26 protein-coding genes are annotated in these 25,989 nt (G+C 48.1%); 13 read left to right on the forward strand and 13 right to left on the reverse strand.

What is annotated here, in order from left to right; genetic code table 11:
- Positions 1–26: 26 nt before the first annotated feature.
- The 8 genes from B0475_RS16605 to B0475_RS16640 form a co-directional block, all read right to left on the reverse strand.
- Positions 27–2,918, reverse strand: coding sequence for a TonB-dependent receptor domain-containing protein (locus tag B0475_RS16605; RefSeq protein ID WP_109862421.1), 2,892 nt, complete (start codon positions 2,916–2,918; stop codon positions 27–29).
- A gap of 256 nt (positions 2,919–3,174) precedes the next feature.
- Positions 3,175–4,647 (reverse strand): anthranilate synthase component I, encoded by a 1,473-nt coding sequence (gene trpE / locus B0475_RS16610; protein WP_077413008.1) that lies wholly within the window; start codon positions 4,645–4,647, stop codon positions 3,175–3,177.
- Positions 4,648–4,715: 68 nt separating this feature from the next.
- Complete coding sequence (locus tag B0475_RS16615; RefSeq protein WP_077413009.1) at positions 4,716–5,390, reverse strand: glutathione S-transferase; 675 nt, start codon at positions 5,388–5,390, stop codon at positions 4,716–4,718.
- A 337-nt stretch (positions 5,391–5,727) separates the two neighbouring features.
- Positions 5,728–7,779 carry an ATP-dependent DNA helicase RecG gene (gene recG, locus B0475_RS16620; protein WP_077413010.1) on the reverse strand — a complete coding sequence of 684 codons (2,052 nt, stop codon included), beginning with the start codon at positions 7,777–7,779 and terminating at the stop codon, positions 5,728–5,730.
- Between the two features lie 8 nt (positions 7,780–7,787).
- Positions 7,788–8,168: a RidA family protein gene (locus B0475_RS16625; RefSeq protein WP_449288552.1), complete on the reverse strand. Its 381-nt coding sequence runs from the start codon at positions 8,166–8,168 to the stop codon at positions 7,788–7,790.
- The gene (locus tag B0475_RS16630; RefSeq protein WP_157893039.1) at positions 8,146–10,332 is read right to left on the reverse strand and encodes a RelA/SpoT family protein; all 2,187 of its coding nucleotides are present in this window, start codon (positions 10,330–10,332) and stop codon (positions 8,146–8,148) included. The genes B0475_RS16625 and B0475_RS16630 overlap by 23 nt, the downstream gene beginning before the upstream one ends.
- A gap of 36 nt (positions 10,333–10,368) precedes the next feature.
- Positions 10,369–10,647, reverse strand: coding sequence for a DNA-directed RNA polymerase subunit omega (rpoZ, locus tag B0475_RS16635; RefSeq protein WP_077413013.1), 279 nt, complete (start codon positions 10,645–10,647; stop codon positions 10,369–10,371).
- A gap of 125 nt (positions 10,648–10,772) precedes the next feature.
- Complete coding sequence (locus B0475_RS16640; RefSeq protein ID WP_157893040.1) at positions 10,773–12,251, reverse strand: M48 family metalloprotease; 1,479 nt, start codon at positions 12,249–12,251, stop codon at positions 10,773–10,775.
- Positions 12,252–12,479: 228 nt separating this feature from the next.
- Between B0475_RS16640 and B0475_RS16645 the strand changes: the two genes are divergently transcribed.
- Genes B0475_RS16645 through grxC form a run of 5 tightly spaced genes read left to right on the forward strand, consistent with a single transcriptional unit; the run spans position 12,480 to position 13,933 of the window.
- A complete protein-coding gene (locus tag B0475_RS16645) occupies positions 12,480–12,809 on the forward strand; it encodes a DsrE family protein (protein ID WP_077413015.1) in 330 nt (109 codons plus the stop codon).
- A complete protein-coding gene (locus B0475_RS16650) occupies positions 12,809–13,099 on the forward strand; it encodes a hypothetical protein (RefSeq protein ID WP_157893041.1) in 291 nt (96 codons plus the stop codon). Before B0475_RS16645 ends, B0475_RS16650 begins: the two co-directional genes overlap by 1 nt.
- Positions 13,096–13,365 carry a hypothetical protein gene (locus B0475_RS16655; protein WP_077413017.1) on the forward strand — a complete coding sequence of 90 codons (270 nt, stop codon included), beginning with the start codon at positions 13,096–13,098 and terminating at the stop codon, positions 13,363–13,365. The genes B0475_RS16650 and B0475_RS16655 overlap by 4 nt, the downstream gene beginning before the upstream one ends.
- Positions 13,362–13,670, forward strand: coding sequence for a TusE/DsrC/DsvC family sulfur relay protein (locus B0475_RS16660; protein ID WP_077413018.1), 309 nt, complete (start codon positions 13,362–13,364; stop codon positions 13,668–13,670). Before B0475_RS16655 ends, B0475_RS16660 begins: the two co-directional genes overlap by 4 nt.
- An 8-nt stretch (positions 13,671–13,678) precedes the next feature.
- Positions 13,679–13,933, forward strand: a complete 255-nt coding sequence (gene grxC / locus B0475_RS16665; RefSeq protein WP_077413019.1) for a glutaredoxin 3 — start codon at positions 13,679–13,681, stop codon at positions 13,931–13,933.
- Here the strand turns inward: grxC and B0475_RS16670 are convergent.
- The 4 genes from B0475_RS16670 to B0475_RS16685 form a co-directional block, all read right to left on the reverse strand.
- On the reverse strand, positions 13,919–14,995 hold the full coding sequence (locus B0475_RS16670; protein WP_077413020.1) for an AI-2E family transporter: 1,077 nt from the start codon (positions 14,993–14,995) through the stop codon (positions 13,919–13,921). The two genes, grxC and B0475_RS16670, sit on opposite strands and share 15 nt — an antisense overlap.
- 34 nt (positions 14,996–15,029) lie before the next feature.
- A complete protein-coding gene (locus tag B0475_RS16675; RefSeq protein WP_198538365.1) occupies positions 15,030–16,205 on the reverse strand; it encodes a hypothetical protein in 1,176 nt (391 codons plus the stop codon).
- A 205-nt stretch (positions 16,206–16,410) separates the two neighbouring features.
- Positions 16,411–17,415: an isocitrate dehydrogenase gene (locus B0475_RS16680; protein ID WP_077413022.1), complete on the reverse strand. Its 1,005-nt coding sequence runs from the start codon at positions 17,413–17,415 to the stop codon at positions 16,411–16,413.
- Between the two features lie 63 nt (positions 17,416–17,478).
- Complete coding sequence (locus B0475_RS16685) at positions 17,479–17,940, reverse strand: peroxiredoxin (protein ID WP_077413023.1); 462 nt, start codon at positions 17,938–17,940, stop codon at positions 17,479–17,481.
- Between the two features lie 69 nt (positions 17,941–18,009).
- On the opposite strand from B0475_RS16685, the gene dapA reads away from it, so the two are divergent.
- Positions 18,010–18,912, forward strand: a complete 903-nt coding sequence (dapA, locus tag B0475_RS16690; protein ID WP_077413024.1) for a 4-hydroxy-tetrahydrodipicolinate synthase — start codon at positions 18,010–18,012, stop codon at positions 18,910–18,912.
- Entirely contained in the window at positions 18,909–19,529 is a 621-nt protein-coding gene (locus tag B0475_RS16695) for a hypothetical protein (protein ID WP_077413025.1), read from the forward strand. Before dapA ends, B0475_RS16695 begins: the two co-directional genes overlap by 4 nt.
- 68 nt (positions 19,530–19,597) lie before the next feature.
- Here the strand turns inward: B0475_RS16695 and fdxA are convergent, their stop codons facing one another.
- On the reverse strand, positions 19,598–19,930 hold the full coding sequence (fdxA, locus tag B0475_RS16700; protein ID WP_077413026.1) for a ferredoxin FdxA: 333 nt from the start codon (positions 19,928–19,930) through the stop codon (positions 19,598–19,600).
- 67 nt (positions 19,931–19,997) lie between these two features.
- Here fdxA and pcnB point away from each other — a divergent pair, with 67 nt between their 5' ends.
- The 6 genes from pcnB (at position 19,998) to B0475_RS16730 (ending at position 25,986) form a co-directional block, all read left to right on the forward strand.
- On the forward strand, positions 19,998–21,254 hold the full coding sequence (gene pcnB / locus B0475_RS16705; protein ID WP_157893042.1) for a polynucleotide adenylyltransferase PcnB: 1,257 nt from the start codon (positions 19,998–20,000) through the stop codon (positions 21,252–21,254).
- A 2-nt stretch (positions 21,255–21,256) separates the two neighbouring features.
- Positions 21,257–21,778, forward strand: a complete 522-nt coding sequence (gene folK, locus B0475_RS16710) for a 2-amino-4-hydroxy-6-hydroxymethyldihydropteridine diphosphokinase (RefSeq protein ID WP_157893043.1) — start codon at positions 21,257–21,259, stop codon at positions 21,776–21,778.
- A gap of 263 nt (positions 21,779–22,041) precedes the next feature.
- Positions 22,042–23,577, forward strand: a complete 1,536-nt coding sequence (pgi, locus tag B0475_RS16715; protein ID WP_077413028.1) for a glucose-6-phosphate isomerase — start codon at positions 22,042–22,044, stop codon at positions 23,575–23,577.
- A 2-nt stretch (positions 23,578–23,579) separates the two neighbouring features.
- Positions 23,580–24,602 (forward strand): iron-sulfur cluster carrier protein ApbC, encoded by a 1,023-nt coding sequence (gene apbC / locus B0475_RS16720; RefSeq protein WP_077413029.1) that lies wholly within the window; start codon positions 23,580–23,582, stop codon positions 24,600–24,602.
- A gap of 40 nt (positions 24,603–24,642) precedes the next feature.
- Positions 24,643–25,212, forward strand: a complete 570-nt coding sequence (dcd, locus tag B0475_RS16725) for a dCTP deaminase (RefSeq protein WP_077413030.1) — start codon at positions 24,643–24,645, stop codon at positions 25,210–25,212.
- Between the two features lie 3 nt (positions 25,213–25,215).
- Positions 25,216–25,986 (forward strand): Rossmann-fold NAD(P)-binding domain-containing protein, encoded by a 771-nt coding sequence (locus tag B0475_RS16730; protein WP_077413031.1) that lies wholly within the window; start codon positions 25,216–25,218, stop codon positions 25,984–25,986.
- Positions 25,987–25,989: the final 3 nt, after the last annotated feature.

The raw sequence follows: 25,989 nt of genomic DNA on the forward strand, positions 1-25,989 counted from the left end.
TAAACGTTCATATGTTTGACCAGAGATCAGAAATCAATGGTTGCTCTGACATAACCGAACTGACCTTCACCATCATAGGTCGATGGATCGTAGCCATTGAGTGAACAGCTGAAACAAGCCGGAGGTTGTTTATCTGTCACGTTGTTGATACCCGCTTCAAACTGAACACGGTTCCACTCAGGGAAGATAACCTGAATATCATGGTATGTGGTGCTACCCAGACGATTAGACCGGTTGGCAGGATCAGAACACAATCCCAACTCAGCCAAACCATTGGGAGAACCGTCCAGGAAATCTGAACAGGCTTCTCTCAGACCACTGATGTGTCTGGTGCCCCAAATGAATTTCCAGTCTCTGACATTGAATGTGGTGTACAGATTGGAATTCCAGTTAGGAATACCGGAATCATTGACTTCAATACCATCCAAATCACGTGGAGCAAATCCTGATGCTGTGTTGGCCGGGTTCAGTTCATCAAATTGGTTTACAAATGAGTTGTTCCAATTGGCCTGAATGAAGCCCCAGTCGTATTGTGGAGAAGTCCAGGTTACGTTGACATCAACACCATTGGTTTCAATGCCACCGATGTTGGTCAGCTGCGTGCTGAAGTTTTCAATGTTACCAAAGCTGTCACGACCAAACGATGAACACAAAACATAATTAGGGTCCTGAGCACAACGATTCAAAATAAATTGAGCGTCAACTGCCTGAATCGCGCCATCCACTTCGATGTCATAGTAAGTCACTTCAAAATCCAAACTGGAAGACCAGCTGGTGTCATCGGCCCATTGTGGCGAATAAACCACACCCAGAGTCAATGTCTCAGCTTCTTCCGGAGTCAGATTGGGGTTACCACCTGTGACTGTAGAAATCTGTGGATTGGTCTGCTGGTACCCGGCTGGAATACCGGCACAACCTGGCAAGCTTGGTACCACACCATTGACATCGGAATTACAAGGGTCATTCAGCTGAGCGTCAAAACGTGCCTGGGTACCGAACAATTCACCGATCGATGGAGCGCGCAAACCTTCAGCAAATGTACCACGGAACAACAGGTTGTCAGTAGGCATGTACTTAAAGCCCACCTTACCTGTGGTGTCTGAACCCGACGTACTGTAGTCGGAGCTGCGGAATGCCAGCGAGACATCAAATAACTTGGCATACTCTTTGTCAGCCAAAATGGGAATCAGGAATTCAGCGAAAAACTCATCAACACTGAACTCACCCGAAGTCGGACTGGCAGGTACACCATTACTTTCACCGGCAACAACGATTGGATCAGGCTGGAAAAATCCAGATTTCTTACGATACTCGTACCCAACCGCAACTGACAGCGGGCCGGCAGGTAATTCAACCAGATCACCAGAAATATTGGCCGTGAAATCCGTCAACTCCTGTTCAGAGTTATCCGATTGAATGAAAGAAATGTAATTCAACATATCCGGTGTGATGGTTCCACCACCACTGCCCTGACCACCAAAAATATTCAGTGGCACACAGCCCGGTGTGGCCAGACAGTCGTCCAAAGGTCCCAGTGCAGTGGCAATGCGGGCAATGTTTAAAGCACCGGTTTTGCGTTGTGATGCCTGGTTTTTACCATAAACGCCATTGATGTCCCAATACCAACTGCGATCTGCAGCATTGAACGATCCTTCCAACCCGGTTGAAAAGTAAAAAGTATCCACATCCTGATTAAAGATCCGTGGACCTGCTTCCAGCGGGCGGCGGCCTATGAAGCCAAAACCATCAGAGAAGACATCAATTCCAAATGGGTTATACGGATTGGTCGAATCAATGATGATGTTGTCAGCAATGGCACCAGCTTCTGCAAATGGTCCGATAAAGATCGGTTCCGGCGCAGCCTGATTGGTTGATTTGCGGTTATTGTAAACCCCTTTCATGTGCCAACTGATGTTATCACTGAGTTCAACATCAACCTGGCCGAAAATATTGGAGCGTTTTGAAGGCGTTACATAATAGTTAAACTGTGCGTAATTGAACCGGTCATTATCAGTGAATGGGTGGTAATCATCTCCACTACAAGGAGAGGCCGGATCAAAAAACGGCACACCTGTGACACCATCATTAACGGTACAGTTGATTGAATTGCCATTGATGTCAGTCAACAGAAACCGTCCTTGCGGGGTTCCTGAACTGCCACGAGTTACGCCGGTGAATGGCTTTGGAAATGCAGAAAGCACACGATCTGCTGCTGATACTTCCTGTTGATCGGTGTAGCCAACATTGAAAATCATGTTGATCTTATCGGTTTGGGTACCCACGGTCAGATCAAAACTGCCGGTTTCACCGTCACCTTCATCAAAAGCACCTGCATATACCCTGGCCTGGCCGCCTTGCATGTCTGATTTGGTGATGATGTTGACCACACCAGCGATGGCATCGGCACCATAAATCGAAGAAGCACCGTCTTTCAGGATGTCAATGCGCTCAATGATGCCAACAGGAATTGTATTCATATCAACGGCGTTACTGACACCGGAAGCAGAGCTGCCCGCTACCCAGCGTAAACCGTCCACCAATACCAAAACCCGACTGCTGTCCAAATGGCGCATGTCTACCTGGGTTGAACCGGCGCCAATACCACCACCGTTGGATGGAAAACCAAAGTTACCACTGGAGTTAAAACGGGTGTTGATGGCTGATCCTGATTGTGTCAATTGTTGCAGGATATCACCCACCGATGTCAGACCAGAACGATCAATGTCCTCTCTGGTGATGGTCTGAGTCGGCTCAATGCCCTCAATTTGTGATTGCCTGATACGCGATCCGGTCACCTGAACCTTGCCCAGCTCCTCTACTGAGTCGTCCTGAGCCAGGACAGCAGGTGTGGTGAAAACGCAGGCCACAGTCAGACACATTGCCTGATACAGCCGGTTCCTGTTGAATTTATTTTTCATAGAATTACCCTCTGGTTATTGAAAAGTGCACTTGCTATACAAGTATCGAATTTAATGATTATCCCAACGAATAACCAACTGAAATGCTGCTTATTTATTATTATGAACAAATCAATTGGCCAACAAAATATAGGTGAACTGTCGGTTTTTAGCAACGTTAAATTTAAGTTATTTGTTAAACAAAACTGTACAACATGATGCCGTCATTGGATATTTTTTAATGTGACCGGCATCATGTTTTTAGGCTGGCAGCCGATCAGAATCCCTTGATGGCCTGTTCAACGGCACGGAAGACCGCTTTGGATTTGTTCATGATTTCCTGCCATTCATTCTCAGCGGTGCTGTCAGCCACAATCCCTGCGCCCGCCTGAACATGCAGCTCCTGGTCCTTGATCACTGCTGTGCGGATGGCGATGGCCAGGTCCATGTCGTTGTGCCAGCCCATGTACCCCACGGCACCGGCATAGACATTGCGTTTGACCTTTTCCAACTCGGCAATCACCTCCATGGCCCGCACCTTGGCAGCTCCTGACAAGGTGCCCGCAGGAAAGACTGCTTTGATGACATCGGCATTGGATTTACCGGCCTGCAGCTGCCCCCTGATTTCAGAGACAATATGCATCACATGCGAATAATGCTCAATGATCATCTTGTCTTTCAATACCACAGAACCAATGTCTGCAATCCGACCCACATCATTGCGACCAAGGTCAATCAGCATCAGGTGTTCTGCAATTTCCTTCGGGTCATTGAGCAAATCAATTTCAAAAGCCTTGTCTTCTTCGGCGGTTTTGCCTCGTGGTCTGGTCCCAGCTATGGGCCTGAGGGTTATTTCATCCCCCATCCTCCTGACCAAAACTTCAGGAGATGAACCAACCACCTGATAACCATCAAAGTCCATGTAATACATGTAAGGACTTGGGTTGGAAGCCCGCAACGCACGGTACACATCCAAAGGTCTGGCGTTGAATTGTGTGGAAATTCGCTGCGACAGCACCACTTGCATGATGTCACCTGATTCAATGTAGGCTTTACATTGATCGATCGCCTGATTGAATTCTTCCTGAGTGAAACCGGTTTTAAAGTCTGTGGTATTGATGCTGTTCTGATTGATCATCTCAGCATAACCCGTGGTCCCTGAGCGCAGGCGGTGGGTCAGATCATGCAGGCGTTTCATGCCTTTCTCATATGCAAAGTCATCTGCCGGATCGGCATGCGTAATCAGCCAGACTTTGCCAGCCAGGTTATCAAACACCGCCAACTCTTCGGCCAGCATCATATTGACATCCGGGATGTGCAAGCGGTCTTCCGGCGCCAATCCCTTCAACCGAGGTTCGATCTGTTCAATAATTTCATAGCCCAGATAGCCAACCAATCCTCCATTGAAAGCGGGTAATTCATCAATCACAGGAACTGAATAACGACCTTTGATGTGCTCAATTTGTGCCAGTACATCTTCAGCCTCATATTCATCAATCAGGCTGTCATGCATGAATTCCTGAAAGCGGGTTCCCATCACCTGAAAGCGAAAACTGGCTGACAGACCGATGATTGAGTAACGCCCCCATTGAGCACCACCCTCTACTGATTCCAGCAGGAAGGTATGCTCACCGTTGGCCAGCTTCAGCCACGCACTGAGTGGGGTATCCAAATCAGCGGACACACAATGATAAAGCGGTATGCGGTTATGGCCGGCTGAGGCCAGTTGTTCAAAGCGGGTTTTGTTCATGGCACGACTGTGTGATGGTGAACCGATAGTTTAACGGATTCCCCCTGGCTTGCAACCCATCCGAAGCCTCAATCTGCATAGTCGTACTCACCTCCCTTTTGCAATGCAGCCTGATAGGCAGGCCGCCCCTGAAAGGCCCTGACGTAACGACAGATGTGCGGATGGGATTCTTCGGTGATGCTGCCTTTGGCAACACTGGCTTCCAGCGGAAATGACATCTGAATATCGGCACCGGTTATCCGGTCTCCGGTGAAATACTCATGCTCAGCAAGGTGATCCTCGACATACTGAAAGTGTGTTTTGATGTTCGGGGTCACAAATGAGCTCATCACTTTATTGGCAATGCCATGGGCAATGGGTTTGATGAAAAATGGCATTTTGCTGCTTTTGACTTTATCAAAGACTATTTTAAGCAGCAGTGGAGACATCAATGAGCCTTCGGCATAGTGCAACCAATACATGTATGCCTGGTAACGTGCACTGTTGCGTCTGGGCACCCACTCCTGTTTGCCATAGGCACGCCCCAGGTAATCAATGATGGCGCCTGACTCAGCCAGTACCTGATTGCCATCAGTCACCACCGGCGACTTGCCCAACGGGTGGATGCGCTTCAATTCATCAGGTGCCAGTTGGGTTTCTGCGTCGCGTTGATAAAACTTAATTTCATAATCCAGTTGCAATTCCTCAAGCATCCAAAGGATTCGTTGAGAACGCGAATTATTCAGGTGATGTACGGTAAGCATGTCTGTGTTCCTGTCTTTGAATGGGCACAGTTTAGCATTGTGTTGACATGATGTTGTGAGCAATCACAGCATTTACCGAGCGGAACCCAAGCAGATTTCATGACCTGCATTTTGGGATGCCTTGAAATGGATGATTATGGCTTCAGGACTGGCACAGTAACCAACAGTGTCCAGTCCGGCTCATGCCGGCAGATGGAGCCAACTACTCTGAACGATGAGCTTGTTGATTGAGCCAATGCCCCACCGGAGAACCCTCCTGCCTTCCGGCAAGCTGAATCATGCGTCATTGACTCCTCATAACCGATAAAACATCAAGTCATTCACAGGGCTGACGATTTCATACTTTGGCCAATTCACCAGCCTGATGTTGCCAGCGCTGGATGATGCGTTCGCAGACTTCAGGGTTGTCTTTCATCAGATCAGCAGCCAGGATTTTGGCTTGTTGAAACAACTGAGCATCTTGTTCCGGATTGGAAAACCGAAATTCCATGCTGCCTTTCTGCCGGGTTCCCAGAATTTCTCCCGGGCCACGTAACTTGAGGTCCTGCCTGGCAATTTCAAATCCATCGTTGGTTGAGCGCATGGTTTGTAATCGAATCTGTGCGTTTTCACTCAGGGGAGCCTGGTACATCAACACACAGTGACTTTGCCGGTTTCCCCGCCCTACCCGGCCGCGCAATTGATGCAACTGCGAGAGGCCCAGTCGCTCGGCATTGTCAATCACCATCAGGCTGGCATTGGGAACATCCACCCCAACCTCGATCACCGTGGTGGCCACCAGCAAATGAATTTCATTGGCCTTAAAACGATCCATTACCAGCTGTTTTTCATCGGCTTTCTGCCTGCCATGAATCAGACCCACTTTCAGATCCGGAAACGATGCGGTCAGTTCATCAAAGGTATCCTGTGCTGCTTTGGCACGCAGGTGTTCAGATTCTTCAATCAGGGTACATACCCAATATGCCTGTTCTCCACGCTGGCAGGCACTGCGTATGCGTTCAGCCAGTTGTGGCATTTTACTGTTCTCCAGCAGCACCGTATTGATGACCTTGCGATTGGGTGGCAATTCATCAATCACCGATACATCCAGGTTGGCATAGGCAATTTGTGCCAGCGTCCTTGGTATCGGCGTGGCGGTCATGATCAGGTTGTGTGGCAGCTGATCGTGTTGTTTGCCTTTGTGTTTGAGTTGTAACCGTTGATGAACTCCAAAACGGTGTTGCTCATCGATGATTACCAGGGCCAGATCACGATAAACCACCTCAGTCTGGAACAAAGCATGGGTGCCAATGATGATGTTGCCCTGACCTGCGATGGCAGTCAACGCCTCAGCACGCTCTTGTCCTTTGATTTTTCCGGAAAGAAACACCAGCTGTTCTTGCGGAAAATAATCCCTCATGGTCAGTAGATGCTGTTCAGCCAGGATCTCAGTTGGAGCCATCATCACCGCTTGTTTACCGGCACGCAATGCTGCCTGAATAGCCAATGCAGCAACCACAGTTTTACCACTGCCCACATCACCCTGCACCAACCGTTGCATGGGCATTGGTTTGGCCAAATCCTGATGAATCTCAGCCACCACCCTTTGCTGGGCACCGGTTAACTCAAACGGCAGTCGCTCAAGCATGGCCTGATGATCAGCCTCACTGATTGGCATGGCCACAGCCTGATGTTGCTGGATGGCGGTTCGGGCTTGATGCATGGCCAGAAAATGGGCCAGAATTTCCTCAATCTTAAGTCTGATTTGCGCAGGATGACTCATGGTCATCAATTGATTCACATTCAGTTCCGGTGGCGGGGTGTGCACCTGAATCAATGCTGCTTTGAGGGTTGGCAACTGTTGTGCGCTGAGCCATTGAGCAGGCAGCAATTCGTCCAGTTCAAATGCGCCGGCCTGAAGCAACTGAATGGCCTGAGCGGCGGCTTTTTGCAGCAGTTTTTGAGACACCCCTTCAGATTTGGGGTAAATTGGCGTCAGGGTTTCGGCCAATGGTGGCTGATCTTCGCCCAAAGAAAATTCGGGATGAATGATTTCCATGCCATACATCCCATGCCTGACTTCGCCAAAGGCGCGAACCTTTAATCCAGCACGCATTTTGATTTTTTGTGAATAGTAGAAATTGAAAAATTTCAGCTGCATGTTGCCGCTGCCATCATCGATTTCACAAACCAATATCGGCCGTCTTCCCTGGGTCACGTATGAATGAGTGATCTCACCTTCCACCTGAGCATGACTGAACCCCTGCAAATCATCAATGGCCGTTATTTTGGTTTTATCTTCATACCTCAAAGGCAGATGAAACAACAGATCCATGACATCACGGATACCCAGTTGCTCAAGTTTTTCAGCTGTTGTCTTACCGATCCCTTTGAGCTGAGTCAACTCCATAAAAACGGTCAGTCAACGGCAATAATGGCATCAATTTCGATCAATGAATCTTTAGGCAACCTGGCGACCTGTACTGCTGCCCTTGCCGGGTATGGTTGCTGAATGTATTCACCCATGATGTGATTCAGGCTGGCGAAATTTTCCAGGTCCTGTAAAAACACATTGAGCTTGATGGCATGTTGCAAATCAGTGCCGGCGGCGGCGGCAATGGCTGCCAGATTTTTGAACACCTGATGTGCCTGTAATTCAAACTCTGCCGGCAGCATCTCACCGGTCGCCGGATCAATGGGGATCTGCCCTGAAGTGAACAGTGTGTTGTTATGAACAATGGCCTGCGAATAGGTTCCGATGGCTGCAGGAGCCTGGTCAGTGCTGATGATTTTTTTCATGATAAACTCGATTGACGTTGAGAACTTCCCGATGACTTTGTAACTGATCCATCAGGCTCTGGGCATGTAGTTTACTTTCCACCTCTACGGTAAACAACAGCTGTGAAAATCCGGTGTCTTTATCGGTCTGGTCGATGGTGACAATATTGACATCCTCACCGGCAATCACCGAAGCCAGATTGGCCAGTACCCCGGTGCGGTTTACGACATCCACTTCTATTGAGGTTTTAAAGGTTCCGGTGGTATTGACATTCCAGCGACAAACCACTTTTCTTTCCGGAGAGCTTTTCAGCGTTTCAGCCAAATTGATACAACCACTGCGGTGAATCACCACACCTTTGGCCGGACTCAGGTATCCGGTGATGTCATCACCTGGCAATGGCAAACAACAGTTGGGGTAGTTGACGATGGACCCTTCTGTACCGTCAATAGACAATGCCTCTTTCGGCTCGTATACCTTATCCAATTTCCGTTGTTTCATTAACGGCATGAGTTTTCTTGCCACAATGGATGGCAGCAATTGCCCAAAGGCAAATGACTTGAGTAATTCATCCATGGAACTGAGCTGGTAATGTTTAAGCACCCTTTTAACAGACCGTGGGTCAAGCTTTTCGAAGGTATAGCCAAAGGTATCCAGCGCCCGGTCCAGCATGCGATGACCCAAAATCAGGGCATCTTCATCTTTGATGGCTTTCAATTCTTTGCGGATTGCGGTTCGGGCTTTACTGGTGACCACAACCCTTAACCAGTCTGCATTCACCGTCAATCCGTGTGCCGTTTTAATGCTGACGGTATCTCCAGTGTCCAACACTTGTGACAGGGTTGCCGGATTTCCGTTCACCAGAGCACTTTCGGCATGGGCCCCCACTGAAGTGTGGATTGCAAAAGCAAAGTCAATCACACATGACTTACTGGGTAATTGCACAATGTCACCCTTGGGAGTGAATACATAAATTTCATCACTGCCCAGATCACTCTTCAGGTTTTCATAAAACTCCAGTGAACTGCCTGAATCTTTCTGTAATTTCAGCAATGATGACAGCCAGTTTCTGGCTTTGGTTAATGATTGAGTCTGTTGGGCGTTTTTGTGTTTATATAACCAATGCGCTGCCACACCGGCCTCGGACAGTTGATCCATTTCCTCGGTACGAATCTGCACTTCCAGTTTCATACCAAAAGGACCGGTGACCACAGAATGCAATGATTGATAGCCATTTTGTTTAGGCACGGCAATGTAATCTTTGAAACCATTTTCGTTCGGTGGGTACAGGTTATGTATCACCCCCAGTGCCAGATAGCATTGCGGCAACTCTTTGACCACAATCCTGACGCCGAATAAATCATGGATGTCTTCAATTTCAACCTGCTTATCCTTCAGCTTCTTATAAGTACTGAAAGGTGACTTCTGTCGACCGGTGACTTCGGCTGGCATGGATGATGCCAGCAAAGCTTTTTCTATGGTTTTACGGATTTTTTCCACCGCTTTTTTGCGGTTGCCAGCTATTTTCTTGGAGGCCTCACTGATGGCTTTGTATTGATTGGGGTGCAATGCCTTGAAGGCATGGTCCTCCAATTCATGCTGAATCCACTTTAACCCCATGCGTTCGGCAATGGGCGCATAAACATCCAGCGTTTCTCTGGAAATTCGCCTTTGCCCGGAAGCGCTCATGGCACCAATGGTGCGCATATTATGCAATCGGTCTGATAGCTTAATGATGATCACCCGGATGTCATCAGCCATGGCAAACAACATTTTCACAAATGTCTCGGCCTGAGCCTCTTTCAGGTTACGAAATTTGAGTTTATCAAGCTTGGTGACGGCTTCAACCAGGTTTGCCACGTCTTCATTGAAATGTTCATTGATGTCCTGAAAAGTGACATCTGTGTCTTCAATGGTGTCATGCAAGACCCCGGCAATCAGGGTATCAATATCAACCCGCAATTCAGCCAGCACAGTGGCCACGGTGATGGGGTGAGTGATGTAGGGCTCGCCGGATTTCCGGATTTGTTTTTCGTGGGCAGCTGCGCCGAAATGAACGGCTTTTCTGAGTTGGGTTTTTTCCTGAGGTTCGAGGTAAAGGTTGGTCTTTTCTTTCAGCGTTTTAAATGCCGCCACCACTGCTTTGTGGCTCATGGTGGCAGATGTGAATGACAACTCACTCACATCCAATACCTCATCGATTGACAGTCAGTACAACAGTTATTCGGCGTCTTCATTGTCCTGAGTTTCAGCCGCTGCGTTCCAAGCTTCCAACTCTCTGGCACGTTTGGCTTCCAGCTCCAGTTCTGCCAGTACTTCTTCATTGATTTTGTCTTCGGCGATTTCACGCAAAGCCAGTACAGTCGGTTTGTCGTTTTCTTCTTCAACCATTGGCTCCTGGCCATTGGCAATTAAACGAGCGCGCTTGGCAGCCATCAATACCAAATCAAAACGATTGGGTACTTTTTCTAAACAATCTTCTACGGTGACTCGTGCCATGTTTCTCTCACTGAATTTTAGCTAATCGCGCATTGTAATCAAAAAGCCCACAAATATCAAAGAATATTGATTCACTGTAGGGCAAATGGCCAAAACCCGCTGAAGGCAGCACCAACGGGTGTTTTTCAGCGTCCAATGCCACGATCTGCTGCAATTTCCTGTTGTCTTTCCCGCTCGGTAATCAGCGGTTCATAGCGAGCGATCAGGGCATTGATTTCTGCAGTCTGATAATAATCCAGGTCTTCATTTTTTCGCAGGTTTTTCAATATCCGCACCGCGCGGTAGTTACGCCCCATCAAATGTTCTTTTCTGGCCATGGCTTCACCCGATTGAGTGGGTTTCAACGCATTGTAATAGGCAATGGACAGCAGATCATAGTAGTGTGGATTATGTGGATGCTTCACCACCAGCTTTCTTAAATGGCTGATGGCCTGATCCACATAATCCAGGTCCTTGTACTGCATCAACACCCTGGCAGTGGTTTCCAGTACTGTATCATTATCAGGGCTCCAGGCCAGCAACGCATCAATCTTATCTTTGGTCACCACAGGATCGAGCTGCGACCACACTTGGATTTCCAATAAATCGACCACGTGCCTGGTACCACCCTGTGGTTCAATTAAGGCCAGGGTATCCAATGCCTGCCGAAACTTGTTGCTGGTAAACTCATGCAAAGCCCGGCCGTACAACAACGCATTCACCGAGCCGGTTTCCTGACTCAGAGCGCCCTGGTAATAAGCATTCAGGTCAGTGAACTCATCAGCGGTCAGAACCCGTAATCGTTCTTTCACATATGCATACATGTGAGACTCCCGGACCGGAGCGGGTGAAAAATTTTGCAACCGGTTTCTGGCTTCGGTTACCCGATTGACAGACAATGGGTGGGTGCGCAGGTATTCGGGCAACTGATAGCGGGGGTCAACCCGGTTTTTTTGCATCAATTTACCAAAAAATGTGGCCATGCCTTCTGGGTTAAGGCCGGCATTGTACAGGGTGTTGATGCCAACCCGATCTGCTTCATATTCATGATAACGGGTAAAGTTAATCGCCAACTGTTGCTGAATTGCGGAAACACTCGCAGCGATGGCAATCGGTGCATCACTGCTGCTGCTTGACTGTGCTGCTGCAATGGCTGCCAGCATTCCCAATAAAATTGGAGCCGTCGATTTTTGTTGTTTGGCCATCATCCTTGAAATATGGCGTTGATTCACATGCGCAATCTCATGCGCCAACACCCCTGCCAGTTCACTTTCCGTATCGGTCTCAAGAAACAATCCGGAATAAACCACCACCAGCCCTCCAGGATAGGCAGCGGCGTTGATGAAATTGGCTGGCACCATAAAAAAATCAAAGGTTTGTTCGGGTTTATCTGAAAATGCCGCGAGGCGGTAACCCAGATAGTGTATGTACGATGCAACCACCGGGTCGGTCATGACAAAGTTGAATTGAAACATCTGTTCACGAATACTTTGCCGGTAACGTTGCTCATCATCAGCGGATAACACCCGATCAGCGGGATTGCCCAGATCAGGCAATTTAAATTCAGCCCATGTGATGTTTGTGGTCAACAGCATCAGGCCTGTAAGGGTCAAATATTTGCGCATGTTCATATTGTATCTTTCTGACCAGTAATTAGCTGTTAAATTCAATGATTTTACCTCAGTATTGTCAGCACAAGAACTGACAGCCAGTGCTGATGCATGATCTCATGTAAAATAATGCATTGGCAACCGGTTTAAGGTGGTGTTTACCTGGCTTTATTTCAAGCCACCAATGCTTAATTGAACGCTCAGGGATGTACAGTTGATGTAGCGATTGAGTACAATGTGGACATGAAATTTTGTTTACTGATTAACCCTGCACACCATTGGCAGGCATGCCTGCACGAAGCACTGGCTTTGGCCAGCACCATGGATCAACAAGGGCAGACTGTGCACAGCGTGTTTTTTTACGGGTCGTCGGTTTTACTGTCAACAGATTCTCAGTGGCTGGAATGCTGGCAGTCGATTCAAAACACCCATCAAACCCGGCTGATGATATGCCGCACCATGCTCGATCACCATGACCAGGAGCCACCAGACAGCCCAGCCTTTGAAGTGGTTGGCATGGCCAGCCTGGCCAGCGCCATGGAACAAGCAGATCGCATTGTGGAGCTCACCTGATGAAGTGCCTGTTCATGATTCACCAATCCATGAAACCAGAGCGCCTGGAACAACAATATCTGTTGATGCTGGCCATGCTCAATTTTGATTTTGAAGTCCACTTGGTTTTCACCGAGGGTGCTGCTGAATTTTGGCGACATCATCAACATTGGCGTAAAAAACTGACCGCTCTGGAACTGTACGGCATTGCATCAGTCAGGGAGCTGGTGACATCCGGCGGTGATCCCGGCAACCTTTGTCAACCTGGATGGTATCAAGGGCTGGCTGACTCGGCAGACTTTATTTCATGAGCACCTTACACCAATATCACTGGCAGGACTTTTCGGGATTTGATCGTGGAATGGCACTGATCGGCCCGGCTGACAGCCTGGTGATCTATGGTCAGCTCACAAGCGGGGCAAGCCAATTGTTAATGCAGGACCAGCGGCTCAAAGGCATTCCATGGTACCTTGTAAATGCCAATGATGACCCACATATGAAAGACCATGTGATCGACCACCACAAGTGGCTTGATCTGATCATTGCCCATGACAACACCTGTAGCTGGAAAACATGAAGATAGCAACCGACCAACATGGTCACCTGAAGCACCGTGAAGACTGGAATAAGTCAGTCGCTGAATGGCTGGCCGGAAGCGATGACATCACGCTGACTGATGCGCATTGGGCAGTGATTGACGCAGTTCGGGATATCTTTGAGTTGACTGGTGAAACACCGCCCATGCGCCTGTTGATCAAAGCCCTCAGGCAGCAACTGAATGAACACATAGACTCCAGGTATTTGTACCGGCTTTACCCTGACGGCCCTGTCAGACTGGCCAGTAAACATGCCGGACTACCCAAACCCAAACATTGTATGTAACCAACACCATGAATGACATCATCATATACAGCACACTCATTTGCCCATATTGCAACGCCGCTAAAAATCTGCTGAAAAGCCTCAACCTGGCATATCGGGAGATCAGGGTTGATCAGGATCTTGATCAACGGCAAAAAATGATGGAAAAATCAGGCCGCACCAGCGTGCCACAAATTTTCATCAATGGACATCATGTGGGTGGATTTGACGATTTGAATGCATTGCATCGAAGAGGTCAGCTTGGCGAATTACTCAACGACTGATTCATCCTCAGCTGCTTGAATGGTTTTGGGCCAGGATTCAATGATGGCATTAACCAGGGTGGCCAAAGGAATCGCAAAAAACACACCCCAAAAACCCCAGACACCGCCAAAGAACAGGACCGCAACAATGATCGCTACGGGATGAAGATTGTTGACTTCAGAGAACAGCCAGGGCACCAACACATTCCCATCCAGCATCTGAATGACGCCGTAAGAAATCATCACATAAGCAAATGGTGCCGTCCAGCCAAACTGCACAAAAGCGACCAGCGCGATGGGCACCGTAACTGCCACCGCTCCAATAAATGGAACCAATACAGAGAAGCCCGTCAGAGTGGCCAGCAAAATGGCATACTGTAAATCCAGAAACACAAAGACAATATATGACGTCAGGCCAACCAATACAATTTCAAAGGCTTTGCCCCTGACATAATTTCCTATCTGCACATCCACTTGATGCCAGACTGACAAAGTCAGTTTAGAGTCCCTGGGTATGAATTGTCTTAACCAGGCAACTATGATGGCTTTGTCCTTGAGCAGAAAGAACACCAAAATGGGCATCACCACCAAAAACACCGCGATCGAAAAAGCACTGAAAACTGAGGAAACGGTTTTACCGAGGATGGTCTGCCCCACCGCAGTCATTTCGTTGGTTGCCGTGGTGATGATGGATTGCACCTGCTCAGGTTTGACCAATGCAGGGTACTTTTCCGGGAGTTCACGCAGAAAATCCAGACCTTCCGATAAATAGGAAGGCAACACCTGCGCCAACTGGGTTAGCTGGGAAGTGAGTTTGGGCACCAACCAGATCAGCAGAATAAACATCACTGCCACAAATATCAGAAACACCAGACCAACAGCCAAAACCCGGGGTACTTTATGGCGTTCCAGGCGAATGATAACGCTCTCTAACAAATAAGCAACCACAATACTGGTTAAAAAAGGTGCCAGAGGACGGCCAAAATAGATGACAAAGACAAAACCCAGAATCAGTGCTGAGATGAGAATGACGATTTGCGGATCAGAGAAATTTCTCTTGAACCAGCTGGAGATAACGTTCATGCAGGAAGGGGGTCCTGTTAACTGGTAAAGTTCATCAGAAAGTAAACAACCACGACAACACAGCCTCGGTGTGCTTGCCTTTCAACTCACTGCTGACACTGCCAAAATCGGTGCGCCCGAAATTCAGCGGTTTTGGTGCGTAACTGGCGTAGATATCAAGCTCGCCACCCAACAATGGCGTGGTCAATCCCACCCGCACACTGTACGGCGCAGAAATGGCTTCCAAAATGGTGGTCAGGTCTTCATCAGTGGCAGGCGGTTGTTGTCTTCCGGCGTATTCAACATTCAACACCGCACCGTTTTTGAAACTGTGCTCATAACTGAATGAATACACGGTGTGATCATCCCACAAAAACTCCGGACTTTCGAAGTCATTGAGGAATGTCAAAAATATATCAGGGTATGAACGGCTGACGAATGCATTGATGTCGCTGTAAATGCTGTGCGTAGCCCGCAGGGTGATCGCATCCCGTTCAGTAAGACCAAAACCGAAAGCAAAGTCTATTTGTTCTGGTACATCAAAATCTGCTGGATCAGCCTGCACGCCCAGCAAACGACTGAAACCATCCATGTCAATTTTTGACTGATACTGTGTATCAACAATCAGCCAGTCCGCCAGACGCTGAGAAAATCCCGCACTAAGGCCTAAGCCGTTACTGGTTTCGTTGAAGCTGACCGCATACAGATCAAGCTGATTAAAACCATTGATTTCTGAGGCCAGAAAATTAACATCAGAATAGTTTTGTTGGGCAAACACCACAGCCAGACTGACTTCAGAATCGTCATTCACCCGATAGGCAAAACCAGGGGCAAATATGCTGCGTCTGAAAGAATCCTTTTCTGACAACAGAAACTGATCATATTTAAACGGATTTTCCTGAAACTGCACCGTTTGCAAGAATGACTGGTCGTAGTCGAACGTAAAGAAGTATGACTTACCGTCTTTCAAGTCAAGCAGACGTGTGTTGCTGTCGGTCTTGAAATACAGTTTGGCACCTTGAAAACTCAACTGACTGGCAAACTGGTCCAGCTGAGATATTTGCAGCGTATCGTAAAAATTAGGATAAATGCGGTTGGCAATGGCATTGCGCCAGTGACCCAGGTCCATCTTGCCATCAATCAGGTTCATCTCTGCGTCTTGTGTGGTGCCCCATTGCGACAGATTTTCGGCGGCATCATAGACGTATGCGGACGTCACCACAGGTGACATCAACAGGGACAGGCATAACGCAGGTGTGAATTTGTTGAGTTTTTTTAACATCTATCTAATATTTCGCCGCAGGTCGAATAATGGCAAAAAAACAACAAAAAGTCAATTTTTCATCACACATTTCGTGAAAAAAGTCGCATAAAAAACCACATTTTGTTGCAATCGCACAACAACGACCTGCTGCGCACAGAAAATCAAACAATCTTCAGAGCCTCGAGATCACTGCATCTGTGAATTCTGCGGTGTGTGCAGTGCCCCCCAGATCACCGGTCAAACGATCCTTATCCAGCAGCGTTTGTTTGATGGCCTGGCGAATTCGACCCGCCTCCACGGTGTACCCAAGGTGCTCTATCATCATGGCCGCCGCCAGAATCAAGGCAGTCGGATTGGCTATTTTCTTGCCGGCAATGTCCGGAGCCGATCCATGTACGGCTTCAAACATGGCCACATCATTACCGATGTTGGCACCTGGGGCCATACCCAGACCTCCCACCAAACCTGCACACAAGTCTGAAATGATGTCACCGAATAAATTGGTGGTGACAATCACATCAAACTGTCCGGGATTCATCACCAGCTGCATGCATGTGTTGTCTACAATCAACGTATTGAATTCAATTTCAGGATATTCTTTGGCGATTTCCTGCGCCACTTCCAAAAACAACCCAGAAGTGGTTTTCATGATGTTGGCCTTATGGACCGCTGTGACTTTCTTGCGCCCGGCCTTTTGAGCGATGTCGAAAGCATAGCGCACAATATTGACTGAGGCTTCACGGGTAACCACAATTTTGGATTCAGCCACCGTGCGGTCTTCGTTGATGGTCTGCCCTTCACTGAGGTAAGCACCTTCGGTGTTTTCCCTGATGGTCAGAATATCAATGTCTTCATATTTTGATTTGGTGCCTTCAAAAGTCACCACAGGCCGGACATTCGCATACAAGTTAAAGTAGCGTCGCAAGGCCACATTGATTGAGCTGAATCCTTTGCCCACTGGTGTGGTGAGTGGACCTTTGAGACACATCCCCGTTGATTTGATGGCATCGAGGGTGGCTTGTGGCAACAACTCGCCATGCAGCTCCAGCGCCATTAATCCAGCATCCTGATAGTCATAGGTCAGTCCCAGGTCCAGATGATCCAAAACCCGGATGGTGGCGTCCATGATTTCCGGACCAATGCCGTCTCCTTTGATGATGGTTATTTTTTCACTCATGATTTTTAGCTTCCTTTTTTATTCTTATTTTTGATCAAGCGCAATATTATAACCGATGGCCACTTACAATGCTTTGACCTGCGTCAAAACCTCATCAACATGCCCTGGCACTTTGACCTTTCTCCAGTCATGCAACACCGCACCCTGCCGATCCAGTAAAAAAGTACTGCGCTCAATACCCATGAAGGTTTTACCATACATTTTTTTCTCTTTGATGACATCGAATGCCTGACACAACACTTCATCAGTGTCGGCAATTAATTCCAGCGACATTTCATATTTGGTTTTGAAATTTTGCTGTTTTTTCAGACTGTCCATTGAAACCCCAACCACTTCACAGCCTGCTGCCTGGAACTCACCAAGCCTGGCAGAGAATTCATTGCTTTCAGTGGTACACCCAGGGGTGTTTGCCCGGGGGTAAAAAAACACCACCAGGTACTGATCACAAAGCGCCGACAGTGGCTGAGCTGTGCCATTGGTGAGGCTGTTCTCGTGCTGCCAGATTTTATTGTCTAATTTAACCATTGTTTAATACACAACCATTGAAAAAAGCATATAATTATGCGCTTTTGAAGATTTTATACAAGTCATAATATGGGGCAATTACAAGCCAAAGACCTGCGCGGTTGTATGGTAGCCATGGTCACTCCCATGGACAGCCAGGGCAACCTTGAAATGGCACAGTGGGAACGCCTGATCCAATGGCACACCCAATCCGGCACCTCAGCAGTGGTGGTGGCTGGCACCACAGGAGAATCTGCCTTGCTGACGCAAGCGGAAGTTGACTTGCTCACCCGATCAGCAGTCAGTCATTGTCAGGGGAGCAACACCCGGGTTATTGTCGGGACTGGAGGCATCTGTCCTGACCAAGTAATGGCAGCCAATCAAAAAGCCAAAGACAATGGGGCTGATGCGGTGCTGGTGGTTACACCCTACTACCTGACCCTCACACAAGAAGCCCTGATTCAACATTTCAAAACCATTGCCGGCAACAGCGAGCTGCCAGTCATTCTGTACAATGTGCCATCGCGTACCAGCAATGACCTGGCCACAGCAAGCACAACAAAACTGGCTAAATTGAAACAGGTCATAGGCATCAAGGAAGCAAAAGCAGACATGGGGAGAATTGCTGCATTGGCCCGCATCAAAGACTTCGCAGTGCTGTCAGGCGATGATGGCACCTTTGTTGAAGCGATTAAAAACGGCGCCGATGGTGTGATCAGTGTGGCGGCCAATGTGCGACCCGCCATCATGGCTGAGATGTGTGACCACTTACAGCTCGGCGACGTCGCTCAAGCGGAATCACACGACAAACAATTGCAACCTCTTTACGATTTTTTGTTTCACCAACCCAACCCCTGTCCGGTTAAATCCCTCATGCATCTGGCAAACATGGTATCATCCGGCATCAGAAAACCTTTGGTTATGACCGAACTGACCAATCGACAAATCAAACCATTTATCGAACCCATTCTTAAGGAGTTTAATACACTATGAGTTCATTCATCAGAATTTTCTGTGTCTTCACCGTTTGTCTGCTGACTGCAAGTTGTGGCCGCATGGTTAAAGAAGAGGCTTATCTGGATGCCGAAAGCACACCAAAACTCAAACCTGCCGAAGATCAGGACTTGCCAAGAACCAGTAACAACCTTTCCATTCCTGAAGTCACCGCCTCAGGCAGCAACGTTTCTCCTGATTCCAAACCACCGGAAATGGCTTTTGCCCGCAAACGAAGCGAAGATGAAAACGTGGTCATTATTGAGTCACAAGGCATGCCCACCATAGAAATTTTCAATGAAAAAGACGCCTGGGATCTGATGACCGGGGACCATGGTTACAATTGGCTACTGCTTGATGAAGACAAAGAAAACTGCCAGGCAACTTTCCGGTTTTACGACCCCATCACTGAGGAAGTTGAAAGCAAGAATTTTCTCAAACGCCTGTTCAGTATCAACAGTAACTATGTGGATCGCTCTGGAGATTACCTCCTGACCTGTCTCAAACTGCCACAAAAACAGCAAATCTGGTTACAAACCACAGACTTCCAAGCCCCTTCATCGTATGTGGTGGATGACTTGTTTACCCATATATTTGAGGCCGCCACCACAGAGTGATTCTCATCCTGTTCCACGACACAAAAAAAGCGCCATGCGGCGCTTTTTTTATTTAACTGCACGGTGGATCAATCGTCTCCCCGCTCCAACAAGTGCGCCTTGTCTTTAACCTGAGCCCAATCGTCGGCATCCTCCGGCGCATCTTTCATGGCGGTGATTACCGGCCATTTTTCAGACAATTCCTTATTGATTTCAATGAACGACTCCTGACCAGCGGGCAGGTCATCTTCAGGGTAAATCGCTTCAATGGGACATTCTGGCTCACACAGGGTGCAGTCAATACACTCTTCAGGATCAATCACCAGAAAATTGGGGCCTTCATGGAAACAATCAACCGGGCAGACTTCCACACAATCGGTATATTTACATTTAATACAGGCCTCAGTCACCACAAAAGTCATTCATTTGCTCCTTGATTTGATATAATGCGCAATTATACAACAAGCCAATAAACCGAAGCCAAAAAAGTTGCTGAATAAGAACCTCATCACATACACCAAAGAAGAACATCGTCTGCCCACAGGTGAAATCAACAAAGCCGCGAAAAAAATCATCAGTCGCCTGGTTGATCATGGCTTTGAAGCCTACCTGGTTGGCGGCGCTGTGCGCGATTTACTGTTGGGCTTACATCCCAAAGATTTTGACATCGCCACTGACGCCACACCCGATGACATCAAAAATATTTTCAAAGGTAAATGCCGCATCATTGGGCGCCGTTTCAGGCTCGCTCATATTTATATGGGCAGCAGCATCTATGAAGTTGCAACTTTTCGTGGCAGCGATCCTGGTGACCGGGTCATCAAAAAGGGACAAATCATTCGCGACAATGTTTTTGGCACTGTGGACCAGGATGCTTTGCGCCGTGATTTCAGTTGTAACGCCTTGTATTATGATGTGTTGGAAGAATCCATTCTTGATTTTGCGGATGGGGTCAGAGACCTCAAAACCGGCGAGCTCAAGCTCATTGGTCATCCCGGCAAACGCTTTATAGAAGATCCGGTGAGGATGCTGCGTGCCATCCGGTTTCATGCCAAACTGGGTCTGACGCTGACCGAAGAAATGCAACAAAGCATCATTCAGCATCGCCAGCACCTGATCAATGTACCGGCTGCGCGGCTGTTTGATGAAATGGTCAAAATGTTTCACTGTGGCCACATGGAAATTGCCTACCATGTATTGCGGGAACTGCGCATCTTTGATTTGATGTTCCCAGTGGTAGCCGAAATATTGGAAGAAGACCACCGGTGGGACGCCTTTTTGATTCATGCATTCAAAAACACCGACACGCGGTTACGAAACGGCTTGTCGGTGACTCCTGTTTTCCTGACTGCCTGCGTGCTTTGGGTCCAATTCATTCCAATCTATCACCAGCTGTGTGAAGCAGGTAAAAATGCCCATGACGCATTGCACGAAGCCACCACCGAGGTAATGGTCAACCAACGCGACATGCTGATGATCCCCAAGGCCATCCAAAATGGCGTCAGACAAATGTGGATGCTGCAACTGCGGTTTAAAAAAATGTATGGTAAAGGCGTGTATGGCACATTGCATCACCCCAGATTCAGAGCGGGATACGATTTTCTGTTACTTCGGGCTTCTGTTGATGATTCACTGGAAGCTCAGGACGAATTTTGGACCAACATCCAGAGCATGGCGCCAGAAGCAGTCAAAAGCTTGATTTTTGGAAAGAAAATAAAGCGCCAGAAAGTCAGCCACCTGTTATAAGCGTGCACCGGGCCAGAGACCAAATCTGCTACCTGGGTCTGGGCAGCAACCTCAACAACCCTACGCGCCAACTTCGACTCGCCATCAATTACCTGAACAGACTCCCCGGCTGCCAGGTGATCAACACATCTGCCTGGTACCGCTCAAAACCCTGGGGCATCAAAAATCAGCCTGACTTTGTCAATGCAGCGGTTTCCATGCACACCCAAAAAACCCCAATGCAACTGTTGAAGCTTATTAAGGTCATTGAGTACCGGATCATGGGCAGACAGCACAATGCCAGGTGGCACAGCCGGGTGATTGACATTGACATCCTGCTGTATGACACAATACAACTGAACAGGGCAGAACTGCAGGTTCCCCACCCTTTGATCACGCAACGATGCTTCGTAATGGCACCATTGCTCGAACTGAACCCACAACTGCCCACTCACTTGCATCAACAAATCATCAGCCACTGTCAGCGACATCGCTGTGAAGAACAATTGGTTAAAATCAGACATGTAAAGCATCAGAAGGGTTGAATACACCGATTTCCTGTTGTTTTTTTGCAACACAAATGTAACAAAGGAGGTTTTTGTTGTTTTTTTTAAACAAATAAGCATTTAGGTGTTGCATTTATACAAATCGTGTTGTATTATTGATGACAGTTTTAGAGTAAATCATTCAACTCCAAGACAAGCAGGGCACAAAAGTAAAATATCGTATTTAACCCATCCAATTTGGATGGGTTTTTTTTTGCCATATAAGCTACAATGATGCGTTTGATTGACCTTCGCACAACGCCATGCACAACAATCCACTCTGGCACCAACTTCATGAGAAAGCCAAACAACCACAGGTCAGAGATTTACGGGCTTTGTGGCAACAGGCTGACCGTCATCAACTGCTGACATATGAATGCGAAAACCTTTATCTTGATTTATCCAAAAACTGGATTGACTCATCAGCCATCGGTTTATTGTGTGAGTTGGCAACGCATGCCAAACTCAAGCCTGCGATAGAAGCCCTGTTTGAAGGGCAGGTGGTCAACACCACTGACCAGTTACCAGCCACCCATACCCAGTTACGGGATCCGGATAACCGGGCCTACTCAAAAAACCTGGACAGGTTATTTGCTTTGGCCGACCAGGTCACCGGCGGGCACATCAAAACAGCCTTTGGCGAGCCGGTTAAACAGCTGGTTAACATTGGCATCGGAGGCTCTTACCTTGGCCCCAGGTTGGTGGTGGAAGCAATCACTGAATTACAAAGCGAAAGCCTCATCCCAGTCTATTTTGCTGCCAGTGTAGATGACGCCCTGATCAATCAATTGTTTCAGTCCATTGACATCAGGCACTGTTTATTTTGCATCAGCTCAAAAAGCTTTTCCACCGTAGAAACCCTGATGAACGCCAGGGCCGTTGAGCAAAAACTAAAACAATTACCAGGTTACCAACCCACTGAACACAACAGTTCACTGATGGCCATCACCGCCAACACCCCCAAGGCACGCGCCGCAGGAATCCCTTCGTCCATGATTTTGCCATTTGAAGAAACCATTGGTGGTCGTTTCTCCCTGTGGTCAGCCATCGGCTTTCCGATTGTGCTGGCGGCCGGTAAAGAACAATTCCTGGCACTGCTCAAAGGCGCCCACCAAATGGACTGCCATTACCGCGAGCAACCTTTTGCAAGCAACATACCGGTACTGATGGCGCTGATGACAGTCTGGTACCGGAATTTCATTGGTTTGGATGCATACGGCTGCCTGCCTTATGACGCCCGGCTGCGCAGTCTTCCCAAATGGCTACAGCAACTGATGATGGAAAGCGCCGGAAAAATGCACAACATCGACGGAGAAGTGATCACTTATCCCACCACACCCTGGGTATTTGGCGATCATGGTCAATTGTCACAACATGCATTCTTCCAGGCCTTTCATCAAGGTGTGGATGCCTTGCCTCTGGATTTCATCGGAGTACTGGAAAAAGACTCTGACAGCCAGAATTTTCTGCTGTTTAACCTGATCGCCCAGGGTGCGGCCTTGATGTCCGGCAAAGAGGAAGACCACAGCATGAAAGGCTGCCCAGGTAACAAACCCAGCACCACCCTACTGATGAAAGACATTTCAGCACAGACCGTAGGTCAACTGTTGGCCATGTATGAACACATGGTCTATTCCTTATCTGTGATCTGGAACATCAATTGTTTTGACCAGCCCGGTGTCGAGTTGGGCAAAGCCATTGCCAGAGACATTGCCGAACATGTGGCCAACAACACTTTAAATGACATGGCACTGGACCCATCTACCTTGTCATTGATCAAAAAAGTTATGGAGCATTAACCATGAGTGATTTCAACCAACTGACAGACCCGGTTACCCAACAGGTCATTGGTAAGTCCATGGATTTCCAAGCCAAAAAACGGCGCGTAGAAAGCCGCTTCCCCATGGGCCCATTTACAGACGCCTATCAGACCGGATTGCAACAGTTGTGCGGTGTGGATGAAATGAACCTTCAGCAAAACATCCGACAACACCGGGTCAGGGAGGGCATCAAACCCATCAAAGGGGTGAAAAACATCATTGCCGTGGCTTCAGGGAAAGGCGGGGTAGGCAAATCATCAATGAGTGTAATGCTGGCCAGAAGCCTGCAGCAATTGGGTGCCAATGTGGGCTTACTGGATGCCGACATCTACGGCCCCAGCATCCCCAAAATGCTGGGGGTCAGCCAAAAGCCTGAATCCCCTGATCAAAAATCTTTCCTGCCAGTGGATGCCGATGGCTTACAAACCATGTCATTGGGCTATATCCTGGGTGAAAAAGACCCGGCCATCTGGCGCGGCGCGATGGTCACCAAAGCACTGATGCAGATGATCGAAGACACGCGCTGGTCCAAACTGGATTACCTGATCATGGATTTGCCGCCTGGCACCGGGGATATTCAGCTGACCATGATTCAAAAGATTCCGGTTTCTGCGGCGGTGCTGATCACCACACCGCAAGACATTGCCTTGCTGGATGCCCAGAAAGCCCTGGCCATGTTTAACAAAGTTGATATACCCGTTCTCGGTGTGATTGAAAACATGAGTACCTTTACCTGCGAAAATTGTGGTCATGAAGCTCACATCTTCGGACAACATGGCGGGCAGAAAATGGCTGAAGAGTTTGCCGTGCCTCTGTTGGGTCAAATGCCATTGAATATTGAAATCCGCACCAACATGGATGAAGGCACCCCGGACAAGGTTTGGAACCCTGGTCAAAAACTGCAGGAAAAAGCCAGCATGATGGCACTGCGGACCGCGCAAAACCTGGCCAAATTGCCAATCAAATTCAGCCTGACCGACAGCCTGAAGTTGCATAAAATATAACCTGGATGAATCACTCATCCCTCAACGACAACAGACACCTATGAGCATCAAATCTGACAAATGGATCCGCCGCATGGCCCAAGAACAAGACATGATCTCCCCTTTTGTGGCAGATCAGGTCAGAACAACTTCACGCAACAATAAAATCATTTCCTATGGCACCTCAAGCTATGGGTATGACGTGCGCTGTTCAGATGAGTTTAAAATTTTTCACAACATCAATTCAGCTGTGGTTGACCCCAAAAGGTTTGACCGCAAAAGCTTCGTCGATGTGAAATCAGATGTTTGCATCATTCCACCCAATTCATTTTGTCTCGCGCGTACGGTTGAATATTTGAAAATTCCCAGAAATGTACTGACGATTTGTCTGGGCAAATCCACCTATGCACGTTGTGGCATCATCGTCAATGTCACCCCACTGGAACCAGAATGGGAAGGTCATGTGACCCTGGAATTTTCCAACACCACTCCATTGCCAGCCAAAATTTATGCCAATGAAGGTGTGGCTCAGTTTCTGTTTTTCGAATCCGATGAAGTGTGCGACGTGTCTTACAAAGATCGGGATGGAAAATACCAGGGACAACAAGGTGTCACCCTGCCAAAAGCCTGAAGCATGAGCCGCATCACCTTGGTCGGCAGTGGTTGGCTGGCCCTTCCATTGGCCAGCGAACTGGAGCGACTGGGACATCATCTCACCCTCACCACCACCCAGGCTGACAAAGCCAGAGAGCTGAAGACAAAAGGCCATAAAGTTGAAGTGTATGAGTTGGGCCAGCAACTGGCTCCAGATTCAGCCTTATTGCAAGCGGATGTGTTGCTATTGGCCATCACCAGTAAAGATGTGGAAGCTTATCAGGGGTTGGTTGAACAACTCAGACAGGCAGATTCACAGCACCTGCTATTCATCAGTTCAACCTCTGTTTATCTGAACAATGGCCAGTTACAGGATGAATCCAGCCTGGCCCTGAATACCGACTCCGCTTTGTATCAGATAGAGCAACTGATCCGCACACTGCCTTCTGTCACCATTCTGCGTTTCGCCGGTCTGGTAGGACCGGACCGGCATCCCGGCCGGTTTTTCAGAAGAACCGGGGTGATGAACAATCCCCAGGCTCCGGTTAACCTGATCCATCTGGATGATTGTCTGGGCATCATTGCTGCCATCATCAAACAACAGGCGTGGAATGAGGTATTCAACGGTTGTGCCGACACCCACCCCAGTAAAGCTGAGTTTTATCCAGCAATGGCCGCATCTTTGGGGCTGAAGCCACCTGAACCAGCAAACAGCATTTCAGGTTCAGACAAAATCATCAGTAACCAAAAAGTTAAACTGAAGCTTAACTATGTTTTTCGGTACCCTGATGTCATGCAGATGGACTTTTGACGG

It is taken from the genome of Marinicella sediminis, from assembly GCF_002000055.1.
Taxonomy (GTDB): domain Bacteria; phylum Pseudomonadota; class Gammaproteobacteria; order Xanthomonadales; family Marinicellaceae; genus Marinicella; species Marinicella sediminis.

What these genes read in the sequence shown, in the direction of transcription:
- B0475_RS16605 (WP_109862421.1), bottom strand. Translation starts at nt 2,918, where the DNA reads ATGAAAAATAAATTCAACAGGAACCGGCTGTATCAGGCAATGTGTCTG.
- trpE (WP_077413008.1), bottom strand. Translation starts at nt 4,647, where the DNA reads ATGAACAAAACCCGCTTTGAACAACTGGCCTCAGCCGGCCATAACCGC.
- B0475_RS16615 (WP_077413009.1), bottom strand. Translation starts at nt 5,390, where the DNA reads ATGCTTACCGTACATCACCTGAATAATTCGCGTTCTCAACGAATCCTT.
- recG (WP_077413010.1), bottom strand. Translation starts at nt 7,779, where the DNA reads ATGGAGTTGACTCAGCTCAAAGGGATCGGTAAGACAACAGCTGAAAAA.
- B0475_RS16625 (WP_449288552.1), bottom strand. Translation starts at nt 8,168, where the DNA reads ATGAAAAAAATCATCAGCACTGACCAGGCTCCTGCAGCCATCGGAACC.
- rpoZ (WP_077413013.1), bottom strand. Translation starts at nt 10,647, where the DNA reads ATGGCACGAGTCACCGTAGAAGATTGTTTAGAAAAAGTACCCAATCGT.
- B0475_RS16640 (WP_157893040.1), bottom strand. Translation starts at nt 12,251, where the DNA reads ATGCGCAAATATTTGACCCTTACAGGCCTGATGCTGTTGACCACAAAC.
- B0475_RS16645 (WP_077413015.1), top strand. Translation starts at nt 12,480, where the DNA reads ATGAAATTTTGTTTACTGATTAACCCTGCACACCATTGGCAGGCATGC.
- B0475_RS16650 (WP_157893041.1), top strand. Translation starts at nt 12,809, where the DNA reads ATGAAGTGCCTGTTCATGATTCACCAATCCATGAAACCAGAGCGCCTG.
- B0475_RS16655 (WP_077413017.1), top strand. Translation starts at nt 13,096, where the DNA reads ATGAGCACCTTACACCAATATCACTGGCAGGACTTTTCGGGATTTGAT.
- B0475_RS16660 (WP_077413018.1), top strand. Translation starts at nt 13,362, where the DNA reads ATGAAGATAGCAACCGACCAACATGGTCACCTGAAGCACCGTGAAGAC.
- grxC (WP_077413019.1), top strand. Translation starts at nt 13,679, where the DNA reads ATGAATGACATCATCATATACAGCACACTCATTTGCCCATATTGCAAC.
- B0475_RS16670 (WP_077413020.1), bottom strand. Translation starts at nt 14,995, where the DNA reads ATGAACGTTATCTCCAGCTGGTTCAAGAGAAATTTCTCTGATCCGCAA.
- B0475_RS16675 (WP_198538365.1), bottom strand. Translation starts at nt 16,205, where the DNA reads ATGTCACCTGTGGTGACGTCCGCATACGTCTATGATGCCGCCGAAAAT.
- B0475_RS16680 (WP_077413022.1), bottom strand. Translation starts at nt 17,415, where the DNA reads ATGAGTGAAAAAATAACCATCATCAAAGGAGACGGCATTGGTCCGGAA.
- B0475_RS16685 (WP_077413023.1), bottom strand. Translation starts at nt 17,940, where the DNA reads ATGGTTAAATTAGACAATAAAATCTGGCAGCACGAGAACAGCCTCACC.
- dapA (WP_077413024.1), top strand. Translation starts at nt 18,010, where the DNA reads ATGGGGCAATTACAAGCCAAAGACCTGCGCGGTTGTATGGTAGCCATG.
- B0475_RS16695 (WP_077413025.1), top strand. Translation starts at nt 18,909, where the DNA reads ATGAGTTCATTCATCAGAATTTTCTGTGTCTTCACCGTTTGTCTGCTG.
- fdxA (WP_077413026.1), bottom strand. Translation starts at nt 19,930, where the DNA reads ATGACTTTTGTGGTGACTGAGGCCTGTATTAAATGTAAATATACCGAT.
- pgi (WP_077413028.1), top strand. Translation starts at nt 22,042, where the DNA reads ATGCACAACAATCCACTCTGGCACCAACTTCATGAGAAAGCCAAACAA.
- apbC (WP_077413029.1), top strand. Translation starts at nt 23,580, where the DNA reads ATGAGTGATTTCAACCAACTGACAGACCCGGTTACCCAACAGGTCATT.
- dcd (WP_077413030.1), top strand. Translation starts at nt 24,643, where the DNA reads ATGAGCATCAAATCTGACAAATGGATCCGCCGCATGGCCCAAGAACAA.
- B0475_RS16730 (WP_077413031.1), top strand. Translation starts at nt 25,216, where the DNA reads ATGAGCCGCATCACCTTGGTCGGCAGTGGTTGGCTGGCCCTTCCATTG.